Origin of the sequence: Streptomyces sp. IMTB 2501, assembly GCF_001953885.1 — a bacterium.
Lineage (GTDB): Bacteria > Actinomycetota > Actinomycetes > Streptomycetales > Streptomycetaceae > Streptomyces.
Window position 1 is genome coordinate 139,958 of sequence record NZ_MQUS01000014.1, and the last position, 17,529, is coordinate 157,486.

At 73.1% G+C, this 17,529-nt stretch carries 13 protein-coding genes; 9 read left to right on the plus strand and 4 right to left on the minus strand.

Annotated features, from left to right (window positions below; all coding sequences use genetic code 11):
• Positions 1-11 precede the first annotated feature (11 nt).
• Positions 12-1,517 carry a cellulose-binding domain-containing protein gene (locus AV521_RS24290; protein ID WP_076090725.1) on the plus strand — a complete coding sequence of 502 codons (1,506 nt, stop codon included), beginning with the start codon at positions 12-14 and terminating at the stop codon, positions 1,515-1,517.
• Positions 1,518-1,689: 172 nt separating this feature from the next.
• Positions 1,690-2,607 (plus strand): hypothetical protein, encoded by a 918-nt coding sequence (locus tag AV521_RS24295; RefSeq protein WP_076090726.1) that lies wholly within the window; start codon positions 1,690-1,692, stop codon positions 2,605-2,607.
• 137 nt (positions 2,608-2,744) lie between these two features.
• On the opposite strand, the gene AV521_RS24300 is transcribed toward AV521_RS24295, so the two are convergent.
• Complete coding sequence (locus AV521_RS24300; protein ID WP_179023354.1) at positions 2,745-4,883, minus strand: SpoIIE family protein phosphatase; 2,139 nt, start codon at positions 4,881-4,883, stop codon at positions 2,745-2,747.
• A gap of 445 nt (positions 4,884-5,328) precedes the next feature.
• Between AV521_RS24300 and rsgA the strand changes: the two genes are divergently transcribed.
• The 3 genes from rsgA (at position 5,329) to AV521_RS24315 (ending at position 8,457) form a co-directional block, all read left to right on the plus strand.
• Entirely contained in the window at positions 5,329-6,441 is a 1,113-nt protein-coding gene (rsgA, locus tag AV521_RS24305; protein ID WP_076090825.1) for a ribosome small subunit-dependent GTPase A, read from the plus strand.
• 106 nt (positions 6,442-6,547) lie between these two features.
• On the plus strand, positions 6,548-7,960 hold the full coding sequence (locus AV521_RS24310; RefSeq protein WP_107480995.1) for a bifunctional transcriptional activator/DNA repair enzyme AdaA: 1,413 nt from the start codon (positions 6,548-6,550) through the stop codon (positions 7,958-7,960).
• A complete protein-coding gene (locus AV521_RS24315) occupies positions 7,957-8,457 on the plus strand; it encodes a methylated-DNA--[protein]-cysteine S-methyltransferase (RefSeq protein ID WP_076090729.1) in 501 nt (166 codons plus the stop codon). The genes AV521_RS24310 and AV521_RS24315 overlap by 4 nt, the downstream gene beginning before the upstream one ends.
• Here the strand turns inward: AV521_RS24315 and AV521_RS24320 are convergent.
• Positions 8,454-9,098, minus strand: a complete 645-nt coding sequence (locus AV521_RS24320; RefSeq protein ID WP_076090730.1) for a TetR/AcrR family transcriptional regulator — start codon at positions 9,096-9,098, stop codon at positions 8,454-8,456. The two genes, AV521_RS24315 and AV521_RS24320, sit on opposite strands and share 4 nt — an antisense overlap.
• A 164-nt stretch (positions 9,099-9,262) precedes the next feature.
• Between AV521_RS24320 and AV521_RS24325 the strand changes: the two genes are divergently transcribed.
• Both AV521_RS24325 and AV521_RS24330 read left to right on the plus strand, forming a co-directional pair.
• Positions 9,263-10,198: an alpha/beta fold hydrolase gene (locus AV521_RS24325; protein WP_076090731.1), complete on the plus strand. Its 936-nt coding sequence runs from the start codon at positions 9,263-9,265 to the stop codon at positions 10,196-10,198.
• A 252-nt stretch (positions 10,199-10,450) separates the two neighbouring features.
• Positions 10,451-11,698: an SGNH/GDSL hydrolase family protein gene (locus tag AV521_RS24330; protein WP_076090732.1), complete on the plus strand. Its 1,248-nt coding sequence runs from the start codon at positions 10,451-10,453 to the stop codon at positions 11,696-11,698.
• A 36-nt stretch (positions 11,699-11,734) separates the two neighbouring features.
• Here AV521_RS24330 and AV521_RS24335 read toward each other — a convergent pair whose 3' ends face one another.
• Both AV521_RS24335 and AV521_RS24340 read right to left on the minus strand, forming a co-directional pair.
• Positions 11,735-12,217, minus strand: a complete 483-nt coding sequence (locus AV521_RS24335; protein WP_076090733.1) for a DUF456 domain-containing protein — start codon at positions 12,215-12,217, stop codon at positions 11,735-11,737.
• Positions 12,218-12,302: 85 nt separating this feature from the next.
• Positions 12,303-13,283: a LuxR family transcriptional regulator gene (locus AV521_RS24340; RefSeq protein WP_076090734.1), complete on the minus strand. Its 981-nt coding sequence runs from the start codon at positions 13,281-13,283 to the stop codon at positions 12,303-12,305.
• Positions 13,284-13,779: 496 nt separating this feature from the next.
• On the opposite strand from AV521_RS24340, the gene AV521_RS24345 reads away from it, so the two are divergent.
• Positions 13,780-15,444, plus strand: a complete 1,665-nt coding sequence (locus AV521_RS24345) for a protein phosphatase 2C domain-containing protein (RefSeq protein ID WP_076090735.1) — start codon at positions 13,780-13,782, stop codon at positions 15,442-15,444.
• 75 nt (positions 15,445-15,519) lie between these two features.
• The gene (locus tag AV521_RS24350) at positions 15,520-17,262 is read left to right on the plus strand and encodes a pyruvate dehydrogenase (protein ID WP_076090736.1); all 1,743 of its coding nucleotides are present in this window, start codon (positions 15,520-15,522) and stop codon (positions 17,260-17,262) included.
• Positions 17,263-17,529: the final 267 nt, after the last annotated feature.

The window sequence follows — 17,529 nt, forward strand, 5'->3', positions numbered from 1 at the left end:
GCAGGAGTCCCATGCCCGACCTGCCGACCCCTCAGGACGCCACCGAGGCCGCGCTGTTCTCGGAGGGCTGGGACGCGGTGCTCAGCTACGCGGACCTGTGCACCTCCGGCTCCCTGACGGCCCAACAACTGGCCACCGAGGCCTTCACGCTCGGCATGCGCGAGGTCCGCGCCGCCGCGCGCACCCATGTGCGGGGCGCGGGCCGCCGTACCGCACGGCTGCCCACCATCCCGGCGCTGCTCACCGCCGTACGCGACACCGCCGCCGCCTGGGAGGCCGACGGGCAGGGGCACAAGCTCGACCCCGACCTCAGGCTGTGGCTCAACTCCGGTACCGCCGCCCGCTATACGGGCCGGCCGCTGGAGCGCCCGGTCGCGCTGCGCGGCCTGAGGGACATGCAGGAGGCCGACGCCGCGCTGCTCTGGCTGGCCGAGGTGGAGGCGCTGCCGCTGCCCGCCGTCGCCCGCCGGCTCGGCCTGGACCCGGCCACCGTCGCCGACGAACTCGACCAGGTCCGCACCCTGTTCCGGGACCGCTGCCACCGCGCCCACCTCGACAGCCCGCTGGACGCGCGGTGCCGCTCCTACGCCCGGCTGCTGGACGCGGTCACCCGCTCACCGGCCGCCGACGCCCCCGACGACCTCTCCCGGCACCTCGCGACCTGTGTGCGGTGTGCCGAGGCCGCCGCCTGTCTGCGGCTGCACGGCGGTGGACTGCCCGCCGCGCTGGCCGGCGGGGTGATCGGCTGGGGCGGCCTCGCCTACCTGGAGCGCCGCCGCCGCGCCGCCGAGGTCCGCCTCGGCGCGGGCCGCCCCACCGACGGCGCGCCTGCCGCCGGCTCCGGCGATCCGGAGGAGGAGGGCACCGGCCGCAGCCGCGTCCTGCGCGGCGGCCTGCTCGCCGCGGCCGTGCTGCTGTCGGCGCTGGCGCTCGGCGTGTCGATGATGCCGTTCGGCGGCTCCGGCGACGACGCCGCGGCCGCCCGCGGCGACACCGCCACCGCTCACGACGACGGACAGCGGGTCGCCGACCCCAGCATCACCACGGCCCGGAAGCCCGCTTCGCCGACGGCACCCGCCACCACCCCTTCCGCAGCGCGTACGACGGCCGGCTCCGACCGCAGGAAGACCGATCCCGAACCACAGGGCACCTCCTCGGCCACGCCCGAGCCCGGCCCCGGCAGCACCAGCGCCGCTCCCGCCGTCACCTGCCGCGCCGCCTACCACCTCGTCAACCAGTGGCCCGACGGCTTCCAGGCCACCGTCACCGTCACCACCGACCGGCCCCTCACCGGCTGGAACGTGTCCTGGGCCTTCCGCGACGGCCAGCAGATCGGCCAGATGTGGGACGCCACCGCCCAGCAGAACGGCCCCCGCGTCACGGCCACCGCCGCCGACTACAACAAGACCGTCGCCGCAGACGGCACCCTGTCCTTCGGCTTCCTCGCCACCTGGCAGGACAGGAACCGGGCCCCGGACTCCTTCACACTCAACGGGGCGTCCTGCGCCTCCGGTTGAGCCGCGGTACGGACAGGCGCCGTACGGAGGTGTCGTACGGAAAGCGCGTCGTGCGGAAAATGCCCACGCCTACGGCGATGCGGCTGCTGGGCGAGGCGCAGGACGCGATCGACGACTCCGACGGTCACCTGGGGCGCATCGGGGCCACGCTCGCCGAAGCCCACCTCGCGGCGTGCCGCGCGGCCACCTGCTCGGTGACCTGGACGATCTCACCGGCATCGATCCCCTCGACTACGAGGATGTCCTGGGCGCCCAAGGGATGGCCCGGGTAAAGGAGCCGGCGGCTGCCGCCTGGCGCCGCAACCGCACCGGCTGGGCGGAGAAGTACGTGATGGAACGGCTGGCCAAGGCAGACGGAGACGTGGACGGATGGGGCGCCGTGCACGCGGCCGTCCTCGCCCCGGACGGCAGCACCCACCTGGCCGTCGCCCGCGAACGGGACACCGCCGGCCGCCCGGACGAGGCCTTGCGATGGGCGGAACGCGGCAGAGAGGAAACACCCGACGACGTCACCCCCGACATCGCTCTGATCGACTGCCTCTGCGACCGCTACGCCCGCGCCAACCGGCTCCGTGGTGCCGTCGCCCTGCGCCGCGTCCAGTTCGCCGCCCGCCGCTCCCCGATCGCGTACCAGCGGTTGCGTACGGCGGCGCGGACGGTCGGTTGCCGGCAGGCCGAGCGGGAGCAGCCGCTCGTGCTGCTGCGCGCCGACGCCGGGCAGCGGCAGCGGTCCTGGTACGGCGGCCCGGTTCTGGTGGATGCCCTGCTCGACGACGGGGACGTCGACGCTGCCTGGGGGAGCGCGGCGGAAACGCGTGCGCATGACCGGCAGTGGCTCGCTCTCGCCGACCGGACCCGTGCCGTCCGTCCCGCCGACGCGCTCGGGGTCTACCGGCGGCTGGCCGGACCGCTCATGAAGCAGACGGGCAATGCCGTCTACGAGCAGCTGACCGGCCCGCTGCTGAGCATGCGCGACTGCCACCACCGCCTGGGCACCGATGACGAGTTCACGGCGTACCTTGCCGCTCCGCGTGCCGGCCATAAGCGCAAGCGGAACCTGATGAGGCTCCTCGACCAGCGCGGCCTGTGACCCCGTCAGAAAGTCGGTGGCGCCCGAACGCGCGCGCATCCCGCGCCGGGCTCGCTTCGTGCGGTGGCTGTTGGCCGCCGCTGTCGGCGAGTGGGCAACGGGAGGTGTGACCGATGGCTGCCGCGCCATTGTGACCATCAGGTGGCGGTGACGACCAGCGCGGCCCGGTCGTCGAGGGTGGCATCGCCTGCGAACACGGTGACTGCGGCGGTGATGGACTCGATGAGGGTGGCGGCAGTGGACGTCGTGGCCCCGTCGGCGACGAGCGCGTCGGCCAAGCGGTCCTCGCCGAAGAATTCGCCGTCGGCGGAACGAGCCTCGGTGATGCCGTCGGTGACCAGGACCAGGCTGTCACCGCGGTGCAGGTCGATGTCACACGGGCAGAAGCCGGGGTCGGGGCGGATGCCCAACAGTAGGCCTGATTGCGTGAGTTCTTCGACTGTACCGTCGGCTCGACGCACGAGGGGCGGTACGTGGCCCGCTCGAATCAGGTTGAGCGCGAGGTGAGACGGGGAGTGCCGCAGCACGCCGTAAACGAGTGAAACGAACTGGTCCTCATCGGCGGTGCCTGCCGTCAACGCGTCGTTGATCGCGGCGACCACCGCCGCCGGGTCGTTCAGGAGGCGGGCAGCGGTGCGTGCGGTGTGGCGGACCATTCCGGTGGTGGTGGCCGCCAGCGCGCCACGCCCCGACACATCGCCGATCATGAAAGCCCAGCGGTCACCGGACAGCGGGAAGACGTCGTAGAAGTCGCCGCCGACGTCGAGTCCTTCACCGGCCGGATGGTACGAGGCGGCCAAGGCCGCGCCGGGAATCCTGGGCAACTCGGGAGGCAGCAGGCCTGCCTGCAGATCGTGGGCCAGCCGGACGCGGTCGGTGAACTGGTGGGCGTTGTCGGCACTCGAAGCGGCCCGGCGGGCGAGCTCCTGGGCCAGGGCGATCGTGTGGCCGTCCAGGGGCAGGGCGGTGGCCAGGAGAGTCAGCGTGCCGAACGTACGGCCCCGGGTGGCCAGCGGCACGCACACGTAACCCGTGACGCCGAGCTGTGCGCAGGGGCTGCCCGTGTGGGCCATCTCGATGGCGCCGGAGGCCAGCACGCGGGCGACGGCGGCGTCCACGTCGTCGCACAGCGCGGGGAGGGAGAGGAGCTGTTCCCCCTCCCGGGTCGAGGCGGCGACGGCGATGCGGCGGGTCCGGCCGTGCTCGACCACATGGACGGCACACAGTGGCGCCAGGGCCGGAACGGTCAGCCTGGCCATGCACTGCAGGCTCTCCGCATAGTGTGTCTCGCCCGTGATGGCGGTGCTCGCTTCCAGCAGGAAGGCCAGATCCTCACGGACTGCCTTCTCACGCTCCTGGGCGACGCGCCTCGCCTCCACTGCGCAGTGGCGTTCGATGGCCAGCGCGGCTATGCGTGCGAACGCGACGCTGAGCGTCACATCCCTGTCCGTGGGAGCCTTGGGGGTGCGGTGGTACATCGCGAAGGTGCCCAGCAGCCGGCCGTCCGTGTCCTGGATCGGCGTGGACCAGCACGCCGCGACCCCGGCCCGCAGCGCCAGGTCGCGGTAGTCCTTCCACAGGGGATCGGTGGCGATGTCCGTGACGATCACCGGTTCCTGCCGGTAGGCGGCCGTGCCGCACGAGCCGACACCCTCGCCGATGGGTGCCCCGTCGATCGCCTCGTTGTAGAAGTCGGGCAGGCGCGGTGCGGTGCCGTGCCGCAGGTGCTGTCCGTCGGGATCGACGAGCAGTACCGAGACGATCATGTCCGGGGAGAGCTCTTCGATCGCCGTGGCCATGCCGTCGAGGATCTCGGCGAGCGGGGCGTCGCGTGCGATCTGCTCCAGCAGCACGCGCTGCTGCGAGGCCAGGAGATGCGCGTCGTGGTACGCGGTGGTCTCGACCGCGATCACCACGACCCCGTCGATCCGGCCGGCCCCGTCCCACCGGGGCTCGTAGGTGAAGTCGAAGAACCCCTCCCGCTGCTTGCCCGGCTCTCCCAGCATCAGCCGCCCGTCCCGGGCCCGGAATGCGGTGCCGGTGCGATAGACCTCGTCGAGCCGGTCCAGGACGCCCTGCGGAACCAATTCCGGGATCACCTCTCCGACCGGCTCGCCGACGCGCCCGCGGTCGCACCCCAGGGTCTCGAAGAATGCCGAGTTCGCCACTTCCAGCAGGTGTCTCGGGCCGCTGAGCGCAGCGAAGATCACCGGGGCCTGCCCAAAGAGGTCCGCGTACTCCTCGCTCCGCCGGTCGATGGGGACGGAGCCGGCCATGGCCGAACCGTGGGGATCGAAATATATGGACATGACAGGCCGCCCTCTCCTGTCTCCTCCGTCCGCGTACGTCGTCGTCTCGCCTCTCCACTCTGACACATGTCTCCGCTGTTCCCGGGCCGCAGCCGGGCCGGTCACAGCGGCGCTTCACGACCGCGGGGCTGACGGCGCGACCTCCAGCAAGGCCGGCGGCGCATGGGCTGCCGAAATTCCGTGGTGCCGCAGAGCGAGCCCCTCTAGGGTGGGGCTTGCTCCTCGCGGTGGCCGTCGGCTGCCGCGGTCAGTCGTGTGGAGAACGGGAGGTGTGACCGATGGCTGTCGTTGAGACGGGCGCTGCCCGCATCCGGAAGTTCATCCATTCCACCTCCGTGGTCTCCGGCTGACCTCACTCTTCTCGCGCGCCAGTCAGCGCGGTGCCGGGGCCACCCTTGTGAAGGGTCACTCCTTGTCTTTCTCCTCTCTCGCGGGTTCGTCCTCGTCTCCCTCGCATCCGCTCGTGCCGTATGGCTGGGATGCGGACTGGGAGGCCGAGTTCGCTCCGTACGCCGAGCAGGGTCTCCTGCCCGGCCGGGTCGTACGTGTCGACCGCGGCCAGTGCGACGTCGTCACCCCCGTCGGCACCGTCCGCGCCGACACCGAGTTCGTCGTGCCCCGTGACCCGATGAAGGTCGTGTGCACGGGGGACTGGGTTGCCGTCGACCCGGGCGGTGATCCGCGGTACGTCCGGGCGTATCTGCCGCGGCGCACCGCCTTCGTGCGGTCCACCTCCTCCAAGCGGTCCGACGGGCAGATCCTCGCCGCCAACGTCGACCACGCCGTCGTCGCCGTGTCGCTCGCCGTCGACCTCGACCTCGGCCGCATCGAACGCTTCCTCGCCCTGGCCTGGGAGTCCGGCGCCCAGCCCGTCGTCGTCCTCACCAAGGCCGACCTCGTGCCGGACCCGGTCACCCTTGGCCACCTGGTCCAGGACGTGGAGACGAGCGCGCCCGGCGTGCCCGTGCTCACCGTCAGCGCCCTGCACGGCGAAGGGCTCGACGTGCTCGTGGCGCTCGTCGGCTCCGGTACGTCCGTGCTGCTCGGCCAGTCCGGCGCGGGCAAGTCCACCCTGGCCAACGCCGTTGTCGGTGTGGACGTCATGGACGTACAGGCCGCGCGGGACGTCGACGGCAAGGGGCGGCACACCACGACGACGCGGAACCTGCTCGCCCTTCCCTCGGGTGGGGTCCTTATCGACACGCCCGGGCTGCGGGGTGTCGGGTTGTACGACGCCGAGAGCGGGGTCGGCCAGGTGTTCTCCGAGATCGAGGAACTGGCCGAACGGTGCCGTTTCCACGACTGCGCGCACGAGAGCGAGCCGGACTGTGCGGTGCGCTCCGCTGTGGAGAACGGGGAGCTTGCGGAGCGGCGGCTGGAGAGTTACCGCAAGCTGGTGCGGGAGAACCAGTGGATCGTCGCCAAGACCGATGCGCGGGTCCGTGCGGAGCTTCGGCGGGACTGGAAGCGGAAGGGCGCCGCCGGGAGGGCCGCGATGGAGTTCAAGCGAGGGCGTCCTCAGTAGGAGCGCAGGTTCGGTGGCAGCGCAGGTTCAGCGGGAGCGCAGGTCCAGCTTCGCGTCCGATTTCCGCTAGCCCGGGCCCGGCCCGCGTTCCACACTGGAACACGTGATGGACGACGACACCAGGTACGAGGCGGTGCGCAGTCGGGACGGGCGGTTCGACGGGGCGTTCTTCTTCGCCGTCGAGACGACCGGGATCTACTGTCGGCCGAGCTGCCCGGCGGTGACGCCGAAGCGGCACAACGTGCGGTTCTTCGCGACGGCCGCCGCCGCGCAGGGCTCCGGGTTCCGGGCCTGCCGGCGGTGCCGGCCGGACGCCGTGCCGGGGTCGGCGGAGTGGAACGTGCGGGCGGACGCCGTCGGGCGGGCCATGCGGCTGATCGCCGACGGCGTCGTGGACCGGGAGGGCGTCGCCGGGCTCGCCGCACGGCTCGGCTACAGCGCCCGGCAGGTCCAGCGGCAGCTCACCGCGGAACTCGGCGCCGGGCCCGTGGCACTCGCCCGGGCCCAGCGGGCGCACACCGCGCGGGTGCTGCTGCAGACCACCGGGCTGCCGGTCACAGAGATCGCGTTCGCGTCCGGGTTCGCCAGCGTGCGGCAGTTCAACGACACCGTCCGTGAGGTGTACGCCTCGACGCCCACCGAACTGCGGGCCGCCTCTCCCGGCGGCCGGGCTGCCACGAGGGGGCGCGCTGCCCGGCGGGCCGCCCCGGGCGCCGGGATACCGCTGCGGCTCGCCCACCGCGGCCCGTACCAGGCCGCCGCCGTCTTCGACCAGCTCGGGGAGGAGGCCGTGGCCGGTGTGGAGGAGGTCTCGGGCGCGCCCGGCGGCCGTACCTACCGGCGCACACTGCGGCTGCCGTACGGCACCGGAATCGTCGCGGTCGCGGAGCGGACGCGAGCCGTGCGGACCGCTGCCGGCACCCGACCCGGCGGCTGGCTCGACGCGCGGCTGCACCTCACCGACCCCAGGGACCTCACCACGGCGGTGCAGCGGCTGCGGCGCCTGTTCGACCTCGACGCCGACCCGTACGCCGTGGACGAGCGGCTCGGTACCGACCCGCGGCTCGGACCGCTGGTCGCCGCCCGGCCAGGGCTGCGCTCGCCCGGCGCCGTGGACCCACTGGAGCCCGCCGTCCGCGCCCTGGTCGGCAGGGAGGGCGCGGAGGATTTGGTACGGCGGTGCGGCAAGGTGCTCGACGCGCCCTGCGGCAGCCTCACCCATCTCTTCCCCGAGCCCGCAGCCCTCGCCGAGGCCGTGCCGCACGGCCCGCTGGGCGCCCTCGCCGCCGCCCTCGCCGACGGCACCGTACGGCTGGACCCGGGCGTCGACCGGGACGACGCGCAGGAAGCCCTGCTGGCGCTGCCCGGCATGGACCCGGACACCGTCACCGCCGTACGCGTGCGCGCCCTCGGCGATCCGGACGTCGCTCCGCCCGGTGCCGAGGTGTCCGACGACTGGCGGCCCTGGCGCTCGTACGCCGTCCAGCATCTGCGCGTGGCAGGGGAGTGGAACCGATGACGACCATGTACTGGACCCAACTGGATGCCCCCGTCGGGCAGTTGCTGCTCACCGCCGACGCGGACGGGGCCCTCACCTCGCTCTCCGTGCCCGGGCAGAAGGGCGGGCGGACCGCGGAGAGTGCGGAGGACGGGTGGCGGTACGCACGCGGGCCGTTCCGCGCCGCCGCGGAGCAGCTCGCCGCCTACTTCGCCGGTGAACTCAAGGAATTCCAGCTCCCGTTGAACGCGCACGGCACCGACTTCCGGCAGCGGGTGTGGGCGGCGCTGGACGAGGTGCCGTACGGCGCCACGGTGACGTACGGACAGATCGCCGCGCGGATCGGCGCATCCCGTGCGGCGGTTCGCGCCGTGGGCGGGGCGATCGGCGCCAACCCCCTGCTGATCGTGCGCCCTTGCCATCGGGTCATCGGCGCGGACGGCTCGATGACCGGGTATGCGGGCGGAGTCGAGCGGAAGGTGTGGCTGCTGACCCTGGAGGGTGCGCTCGCCGGTTAGCGGCCTGTTGACTGTCGGTCCAGGGGGGCGTCCAGGGGTCGGTCCCGGAAGATCCGGTCCAGGTGGTACGTGAGGACGGCGGCGGCGGAGTCCGCGTCGCGCTGGCCGACCAGGACGCTGGTGCCGAGCCCCGCGGACATGGCCAGCAGCCCGACCGCCTCGGCTGAGGCATCCACCCCCGGGCGCAGCAGCCCGGCGTCCGCAGCCTGTCGCAGCAGGCCGGTCACGGTGGCCTCGGCGGCGTCGGGGTCCTTGATGAACGGCTGGGCGGCGAGGGATTCGTCGGTCACCGAGAGGACGGCGTACGAGGTGTAGAGGTGGTGGAAGACGCGGCTCTCCTCGTCGACGGGCAGGGCCGCTGTCAGCAGCGCCTCGATCACCGCCCGCGGTCCGGGATCGGCCCCGGCCGCACGGACCCGGGCGGACACCCGCTCCCCGAACTTCCCGGCCAGATGGCGCAGTCCGAAGAGCAGCAGCTTCTCCTTGGACTCGAAGTAGTACTGCACCAGCCGGAGCGACACGCCCGCCTCGGCCGCCACGTCACGCATCCCCACCGCGTGCAGGCCGAGCCGTCCGGCGGCCCGGACGAGGGCCTCCGCGATCTCGGTGCGCCGCTCTGCGTGATCCACGCGCTTGGGCATCGTCCGGCTCCCCGCTCCTCGCTCGCGTTCGTCGTCCGGTGCCGCTTCCGGCGGTCCGGCCTGGTCCGGCCTGGTCCGAGTCGGCCCGGCCACCGTTGATGATACAGCCGTATCACCAACGTGGTACGTTCGTATCACAAAGACCGTCTGCTCCGGAGGTTGCCGTGCCCGAGTCCGCAAGCACCCGTCCCCGGCCCGACATCGGCCGCTACGTCAGCGACGCCTGGCGTGAGCGCTACTTCGCGGCGTGCGACGCGCTGTACGCGCTGGGCGCTCCCACGTCCTGGGAGCAGGGTGTGGAGACGTCGTACGGGACCACGCACGTCTACCGCTACGACCCCGAGGACCCGGTTGCCCGTGAGCGCACCCCCGTCGTCCTCGTCCACGGCGCCGGCTCCTGCTCCGCCATGTGGTATCCGAACACCCCCGCCCTCAGCGCCGAACGGCCCGTCTACGCCGTCGACACCCCGGGCGACCCGGGCCGCAGCGTGCAGCGCGCGCCCCTGCACGAGCCGGCGGACGCCGCGCGCTGGCTGGACGAGACGCTCGCCGGGCTCGGGCTCGACCGGGTGCACCTGGTCGGCTCCTCGTACGGCGGGTGGCTCGCGCTGAACCAGGCGTGCCGCGGGCCGCAGCGCCTCGCCTCGGTCACGCTGCTCGATCCCGGTGGTCTGGAGAAGGTGGGGCTGCGCTTCTTCGTCTGGATCTTCGTCAGCCTGTTCGCGACCTTCGCTCCGAAGCCGCTGCGGCCCCGCCTCGCGTCGTGGCTGGAGCAGCCGGTTCTCGTCGTACCGGAGCTGCGTGCCATGGTCAGGGCCGGGGTGCGCGCCTACCGCATACGCCGGCCCGTGCCCCAGCCCCTGACCGAGGCCGAACTGGCCGCTGTCCGCACCCCGTTGTACCTGGTGCTCGGCAGGCGCAGCCTTCTCGTCCACCCGGACCGGCAGGTGGAACGCGTTCCCCGGCTGATCCCCGGCGCCCGCGCCGAGATCATCTCCCGCACCGGCCACGGACCGCAGATCGACCACGCGGAGCGGACCAACCACCTGATGCTCGACTTCATGAACTCCGCCGAGCGCGGCCTGCCGACGTTGCGCTGAGCGCTCCGCCGCGGCCCTCCTGGGCCGCCCGCGAGTGCCCGGCCGCGGGGGCGGATGCGGATCACCTCGTCGTCGGTGTGCGGGCCCAAGTCGCGGGAGCCGAGGGGGCCGTGGGGCCGGGGCGCAGTGACGCCGGACAGCTCTGTTCCCGGTTGCGCCGAGCGGGTGGACCGCGGGCGAAGGTGCGGTGGCGCGGCCCGGACCTGTGGCACGGTCTGCTCCGACGAGCCATGGGGAAGGGCGGGTGCGGAGATGGCCGAGGTCAGACGGGTCCTCGCGGTGCTGCTGCTGGCGTTGGTGCCGGGCACGACCACACAGACGGCCGCGGAGCCGGCGCCGTTGCAGTGGACCGGCAGCTGGGAGACCGCGCCGTCGGGCACCGCCTCCGCACTGCCCGGCGCCGCCGTCCGCAACGTCGTCCACCTCAGCGTCGGCGGCGCGGCCGTGCGCATCCGGCTCAGCAACCGTCTCGGCACCGCGCCCCTGCACCTCGGCGCGGTCACCGTCGCGCTGCGCGCATCCGGTCCGAACGCCGTGACCGGCAGCCTGCACGCCGCCACCTTCCAGGGTGCCGCGTCCGTCAGCGTCCCGGCCGGCCAGGACATGGTGAGCGACCCGGTGCCGCTGTCCGTCCCGGCCGCCGCCGACCTCCTCGTCACCGTGTACACCCCCGGCGACGACGGCCCCGCGACCTTCCACCAGACCGCCCTGCAGACCAGCTACGTCGCCCCGGCCGGGGCTCGCCGGGCCGCCGACGAGGACGGCGCCGCCTACACCGGCACCATCAGCCGCTGGTACTACGTCACCGGCGTCGACGTCCTCGGCGACGCCGCGGGCAGCATCGTCGCGTTCGGCGACTCCCTCACCGACGGAAACGGCTCCACCCCCGACACCAACCACCGCTGGCCCGACCGCCTCGCCGAACAGGTCCGCGCGGCCCGGCTCGGCGTCCTCAACGCCGGAATCTCCGGAAACCGTCTGCTGCACGACGGCACGGGACCGAACGCCCTCGCCCGCCTGGACGCCGACGCCCTGGACCGGTCCGGGGTCAGGGTCCTGGTTGTCCTGGAGGGCATCAACGACATCAAGGGCACCCCGACCGCCGCCGACGTCACCGCGTACGCCGACGCCTACCGCGCCCTCGTCGCCCGAGCCCACGCCCGGGGCATCCGCGTCGTCGGCGTCACCCTCACCCCGTACCGCGGCTTCTCCGCCTACACGGGCGCCCGTGAGACGGTACGGCAGCAGGTGAACGCGTTCATCCGGACCGGCGGCGCCTTCGACGCGGTCGCCGACGCCGACGCCGCCCTGCGGGACCCGACCGACCCGGCCCGCATCCTGCCCGCCTACGACCCCGGCGACCACCTGCACTTCAATGACACAGGCATGGCAAAACTGGCGGACACGGTGCGCCGGGTACTCGGGGTCATGGCGGGTGACGGCGCGGCGGGGAGCGTCGGGGTGACGGCGAGTGAGGGCACCGCGGGGGCTATGGGGTGACGACGGGTGAGGGCGCGAGGAGCGGCCGGTGACGGCTCAGCCCCAGAGCACCGCTCCCAGCCACGCCCCCGCGATCAGCAGGCAGGCGAACAGCTCGGTCAGCACGCTGGAGCCGCCCGAGCGCATCGCGTTACGCAGGGCGGCCATCGCCTCGCCGTGCCGGCCGAGACGCAGCCGCTCGTGCAGATAGATCCCGGCCATGAACCCCGGCACCGCGCCGACCACCGGCACCAGCACGAAGCCGAGGAACGCCCCCACGCCCGCGTACACCCCCATCACCGGCGTGGCGCCACTCTGCCGCAGCCGGCGCGGTGGCAGCGCGGCGCGCACCGCCAGCGACAGCAGCAGCACCCCGGTGGCGCCCACCAGCACCGCCCAGGCCAGCGGCCGCGGATCCGTCAGCGCCCACCACAGCACTCCGGCCCACACCAGCCACGACCCCGGCGCCCCGGGCACCAGCACTCCGCACAGGCCGAGCACGACGACCACGCCGACCAGCAGGAGCTCCCACACTCCCATCTGCCCAGAGTGCCGGAGAAGCCGTGGCACGGCAGGCCCATGACGAGCCGGAACAGCGGGGACGCCGCCGTGAGCGTGCGCGTGGCTATGAGCGGGTGACCCAGCCCCGTTCGTACGCGTGCCAGCCCAGCTGCAGCCGGGTCGTGACCCCGGCCAGTTCCATCAGGCGCCGGACCCGGCGCTGCACGGTTCTGAGGCCCAGATCGAGCTGCTTGGCCACGCTGGCATCGGTCAGCCCGGCCAGCAGCAGCGACAGCACTTCCAGATCGGTGGCATCCGGGCCGTCCGGCTGTTCCTCGGTCACCCCCGCCGCGCCCAGCCGCAACGGCAGCGCCTCCCGCCACACCGACTCGAACAACCCGGCCAGCAGCTCCAGGAGCCCGCTGGCATGCACCACCAGCGCGGCCGGCTCCGCCGTGCGCGAGGTCAGCGGCACCATCGCCAGCGCACGGTCGGCGATCACCAGCTTCGTCGGCACCCGGTCCACCGCCCGTACCCGTTCGTCACGGGCGAGCGCGGCCGCCAACTCGGTGAGTCCGTGCGGCAGGTCCAGCACCGCGCGCTCCACCACCACCCGGTAACGCACCCCGCGCCCGGCCGCCTGTTCCTCCGCCTCGTTCTCGATGCCGGACACGACCACCGGATTGCCGGTCACCAGCGCGCACACCTCCTCGGCCGCCCCCAGCTGCAGCTGCAGAAAACGCTGCGCGACCGCCGAGGCACCGGTCACCACCTCCACCAGGTCGTGCACCGCCGGCTGGGCCGCGGCCGCCCGGTACTCCTCCGCGAGCAGCGCCGCCGTCAGCTCCGCCTTCTCCAGCTCGTGCCGCTGCTGGGTGAGCAGCGCGCCCAGCGCCACCCCGGGCGGCGCCGCCACCCAGCGGCCCGGCCGGGCCGGGGACTGGGCGGCGAGCCCGTGCCCCTCCAGCCGGCGCAGCGCCCGCTCGGCGTCCGACTCGGCCAGCGCCAGGCGCCGCGCCAGATCGGACACATCGGCCGCGCCCACGGACACCAGCGCCCGGTACGCCGCCTCGTGCGTCTCGTCCAGGCCTATCGCTGCCAGCATCGGCCTACGTCCCTCCCCTGCGGCGGACCCGAGACCAGGCTCGGGAACACACCATCGACAAGCCCCCGCGACGGGCACGGCCTGGCGGAAACCGGCCACGGCGCAAACCCGCCGCGGAACATCATCGCCGTACCGGAGGGGAGTCTGCCAAGGTGGCAGCACCCCGGGACATGAGTGATGTTCTCGATTCACAGCTGCGTCCCAGGAAACCAAGCCACAATCCGGCCATCCGACCGGGGCCCAGCCGCGGCCCGGTCGCCCGGTCCGTGGCCCGGCCCCGGACGTGTGCGAACCACGCGAAGGGGATTCGGGGCCGGGTCACTTCGGACGTCGCCGGGCGGTCCTCCCGTGGGGGGTGGGGCCGTCCGGCGACCATCTGCCACCCCTCGTACGGCAGTTCACTCCCTCACCAGAGGCGCCGTTCGAGGGGGCCGGGAACGCCGGATTTTCCCGATGCCCCGTTTTCCTGCGGCCCGCGCCGTGGACAATTAGGGGCATGAGCCAGCAGGGGGGAAGGCCCGCCCGTCCCGAGGACGACTGGTGGGGACAGCTGTACGACGACTCCACCGAGGACACGGGACCCACGGCCGCGCCCGACACCCTGGACGACCGCTTCGCCTCCGCGAAGCACACGGTGACGGGCCGGCACACACCGGCACCCCGGCGCCGGGCGACACCGACCGCGCGTGACGACGCCGGGCCGGGAGAGGGCGACCGGGACGACGGCGCCGACGTGGGCGCAGGCGCCGGCACGGCGGGGCGCGGGGACGGTGACCCGCGTACAGCGCTGTCCAGTCGCCCGGAGGTCCCCTCGCAGCGCGCCCCCGAGCCCCCGCTTCCCGCCCCCACCACACCGGCCGACGCCCCACCCCCGCGGCACACCTCCTGGGAGCGGCTCCCGGCACCGCCCGAGCAGCAACCATCCGCACCGCCCGCCGAGAGTCCGGCGTACAGGCCGTCGGCGCCCGCCGTGCCCGCAGACGGATCTGCGCCGGAGCCACCCGCACCGCCCGCCGAGCGTCCGGCGTACAGGCCGTCGGCGCCCGCCGACCGATCCGCGCCGGAGCCACCCGCACCGCCCACCGCGCCCGCCGCGCCCCCCGGGCCTCAAGACCCACCGGCACCCGTCGCGCCCCCACAAACGCCCCCGGCCATCACCACACCAGAAGACCCCGCGCCCCCCTCCGCCCTCGTACCCCCGCCCCCACCCCCCTCCGCCGTCGACTACGTCGGTTCCGGGCCGCCCACCTACGACCCGGAGCCCACCGCGTTGCCCGGTGCCGATCCGGACGGGCTGGGGGAGCTGGTCGCGGACACCGTGCTGGACGGTGCCCGGTACGGGGCCTGCACGTTGCGGGCCGTGTCGCTGCGCGGGGACTCGGCGCGGTACCGGGGTGAACCGCGCCGGGACTCGCTGCTCACCGCCAGGTTCGGGTCGGGCGAGCAGGCGCTGGTGCTCGTCGCGATGGCGACCGGAGTGCGCGGCATGCCGGACGCGCATCTCGCGGCGGCCGAGGCGTGCCGGTGGATCGGGCAGGCCGTGGGCCGCAGCCATCAGCGGCTCGTGGAGGACATCCGGGCGGCCCGGCGCGGCGACCTGAAGTCGGGTCTGCAGCGGCTGACCGACCGCAGCCTCGGCAGACTCCGCGCGAGCGCCGCCGAACAGGGCGCCGACCCGGAGGCGTACACGGCAAGCCTGCGCTGTCTGCTGCTGCCCGCCGACCCCGACTGCCGTACGCGCGTGTTCTTCGGCGTCGGCGACGGCGGCCTGTTCCGGCTGCGGGACGGCGCGTGGCAGGACATCGAACCGCACGGCACGCCCGACGGCCCCGGTGGCGCGTCCGCCGAGACCCCCGAGGGCGACCGGTTCACCATGGACCTCGGCATCCCGACCCCGCCGAGCCCGTACGAGCCGGCGCCCGAGCCGCCCCGCGAGCCGTTCCGGTTCCGTGCCTCGCCGGCCCGTCCGGGGGATGCGCTGGTGATGTGCAGCGCCGGTCTGGCCGAGCCGCTGCGTGGCGAGGCCGCCCTCTGCGCCTACCTGGCCCGCCGCTGGTCCGGCCGTACCCCGCCGGGCCTCGCCGCGTTTCTCGCCGACGCCCAGGTACGGGTGAAGGGCTACGCCGACGACCGTACGGCGGCGGCCGTGTGGGAGGCGTGAACGCTGCCCCGGTGAATGGATGGAACCGAGGACCACGGAGGTAATCGGAGCCACCGAAGGGGCAGACGAGACAACATGGCCAAACAGAATGTAGCGGAGCAGTTCGTCGACATCCTCGTCCGCGCCGGCGTACGCCGCCTCTACGGCGTGGTCGGTGACAGCCTCAACCCGGTGGTGGACGCCGTCCGCCGCAACTCCGCCATCGACTGGATCCACGTACGCCACGAGGAGACCGCCGCCTTCGCGGCCGGCGCCGAGGCCCAGATCACCGGGAAGCTGGCCGCGTGCGCAGGCTCCTGCGGCCCGGGCAATCTGCATCTGATCAACGGCCTGTACGACGCGCACCGCTCGATGGCCCCGGTGCTCGCGATCGCCTCGCACATCCCGTCCAGCGAGATCGGCCTCGGCTACTTCCAGGAGACCCATCCCGACCGGCTCTTCCAGGAGTGCAGCCACTACAGCGAACTGATTTCCAACCGGAAGCAGATGCCCCGGCTGCTGCAGACCGCCATCCAGCACGCGGTCGGTCAGAGCGGGGTCAGCGTGGTCTCGCTGCCCGGTGACATCGCCGCCGAACCGGCCCCGGAGAAAGCCGCGCAGAGCGCCCTCGTCACCTCCCGGCCCAGCGTCCGGCCGGGCGATGCCGAGATCGACAAGCTCGTGGAGATGATCGACGAGGCCGGGAAGGTGACCCTCTTCTGCGGCAGCGGCACGGCAGGCGGACACGCGGAGGTCATGGAGTTCGCCGGGCGGATCAAGTCCCCGGTGGGACACGCCCTGCGCGGCAAGGAGTGGATCCAGTACGACAACCCGTACGACGTCGGCATGAGCGGACTGCTCGGCTACGGCGCCGCCTACGAGGCCACCCACGAATGCGACCTGCTGATCCTGCTCGGCACCGACTTCCCGTACAACGCCTTCCTGCCCGACGACGTGAAGATCGCCCAGATCGATGTGCGGCCCGAGGTGCTCGGCCGGCGCTCACGGCTCGACCTCGCCGTGTGGGGCGACGTGCGCGAGACGCTGCGCTGTCTGATCCCGCGCGTGAAGGAGAAGACCGACCGGCGTTTCCTCGACAAGATGCTGAAGAAACACGCCGACGCGCTGGAGGGCGTGGTCAAGGCCTACACTCGCAAGGTCGACAAGCACGTCCCCATCCACCCCGAGTACGTGGCCGCCGTCCTCGACGAAGTCGCCGACGACGACGCCGTGTTCACCATCGACACCGGTATGTGCAATGTGTGGGCCGCGCGCTATATCTCGCCCAACGGCCGTCGCAGGATCATCGGTTCGTTCTCGCACGGCTCGATGGCCAATGCGCTGCCGATGGCGATCGGCGCCCAGTTCACCGACCGGCGCCGCCAGGTGGTGTCCATGTCGGGCGACGGCGGCTTCTCCATGCTGATGGGCGACTTTCTGACGCTCGTGCAGTACGACCTCCCCGTCAAGGTCGTCCTGTTCAACAACTCCTCCCTCGGTATGGTCGAGTTGGAAATGCTGGTCGCCGGACTGCCCTCGTACGGCACCACCAACGTCAACCCCGACTTCGCCGCCGTCGCCCGCGCCTGCGGTGCCCACGGGGTGCGGGTGGAGAAGCCCAGGCAACTCGCCGGAGCGCTCAAGGACGCCTTCAAGCACAAGGGCCCGGCGCTGGTGGACATCGTCACCGACCCCAACGCACTGTCCATCCCGCCGAAGATCAGCGCCGAGATGGTCACCGGATTCGCCCTGTCCGCCTCGAAGATCGTGCTCGACGGCGGCGTCGGCCGCATGCTCCAGATGGCCCGCTCCAACCTCCGCAACGTGCCGCGTCCCTAGGCCCTGTCGTGAAACTCCCTCCCCCACGCTCGAACGGCTCGTGCGGGGCGCCATCGCTGCCGCCGGGCCCGCCCCCCGGGCGGACGACGGGAGTTTGACGACAGGGCTCGCCCCCAGCCCGCAGGGGATCGCGTACTGGCCCGTAAGGGAATGGATTTCGGCCACTTTCACGGCGCGTGACGGTGTGCCGACGGCCGGTGCCGGGCGCATCTGCCTTGCCGTCGCGGGGCGTCCGTGGCGCCCAGCGCCCTGCGGGGGGCCGGTGAT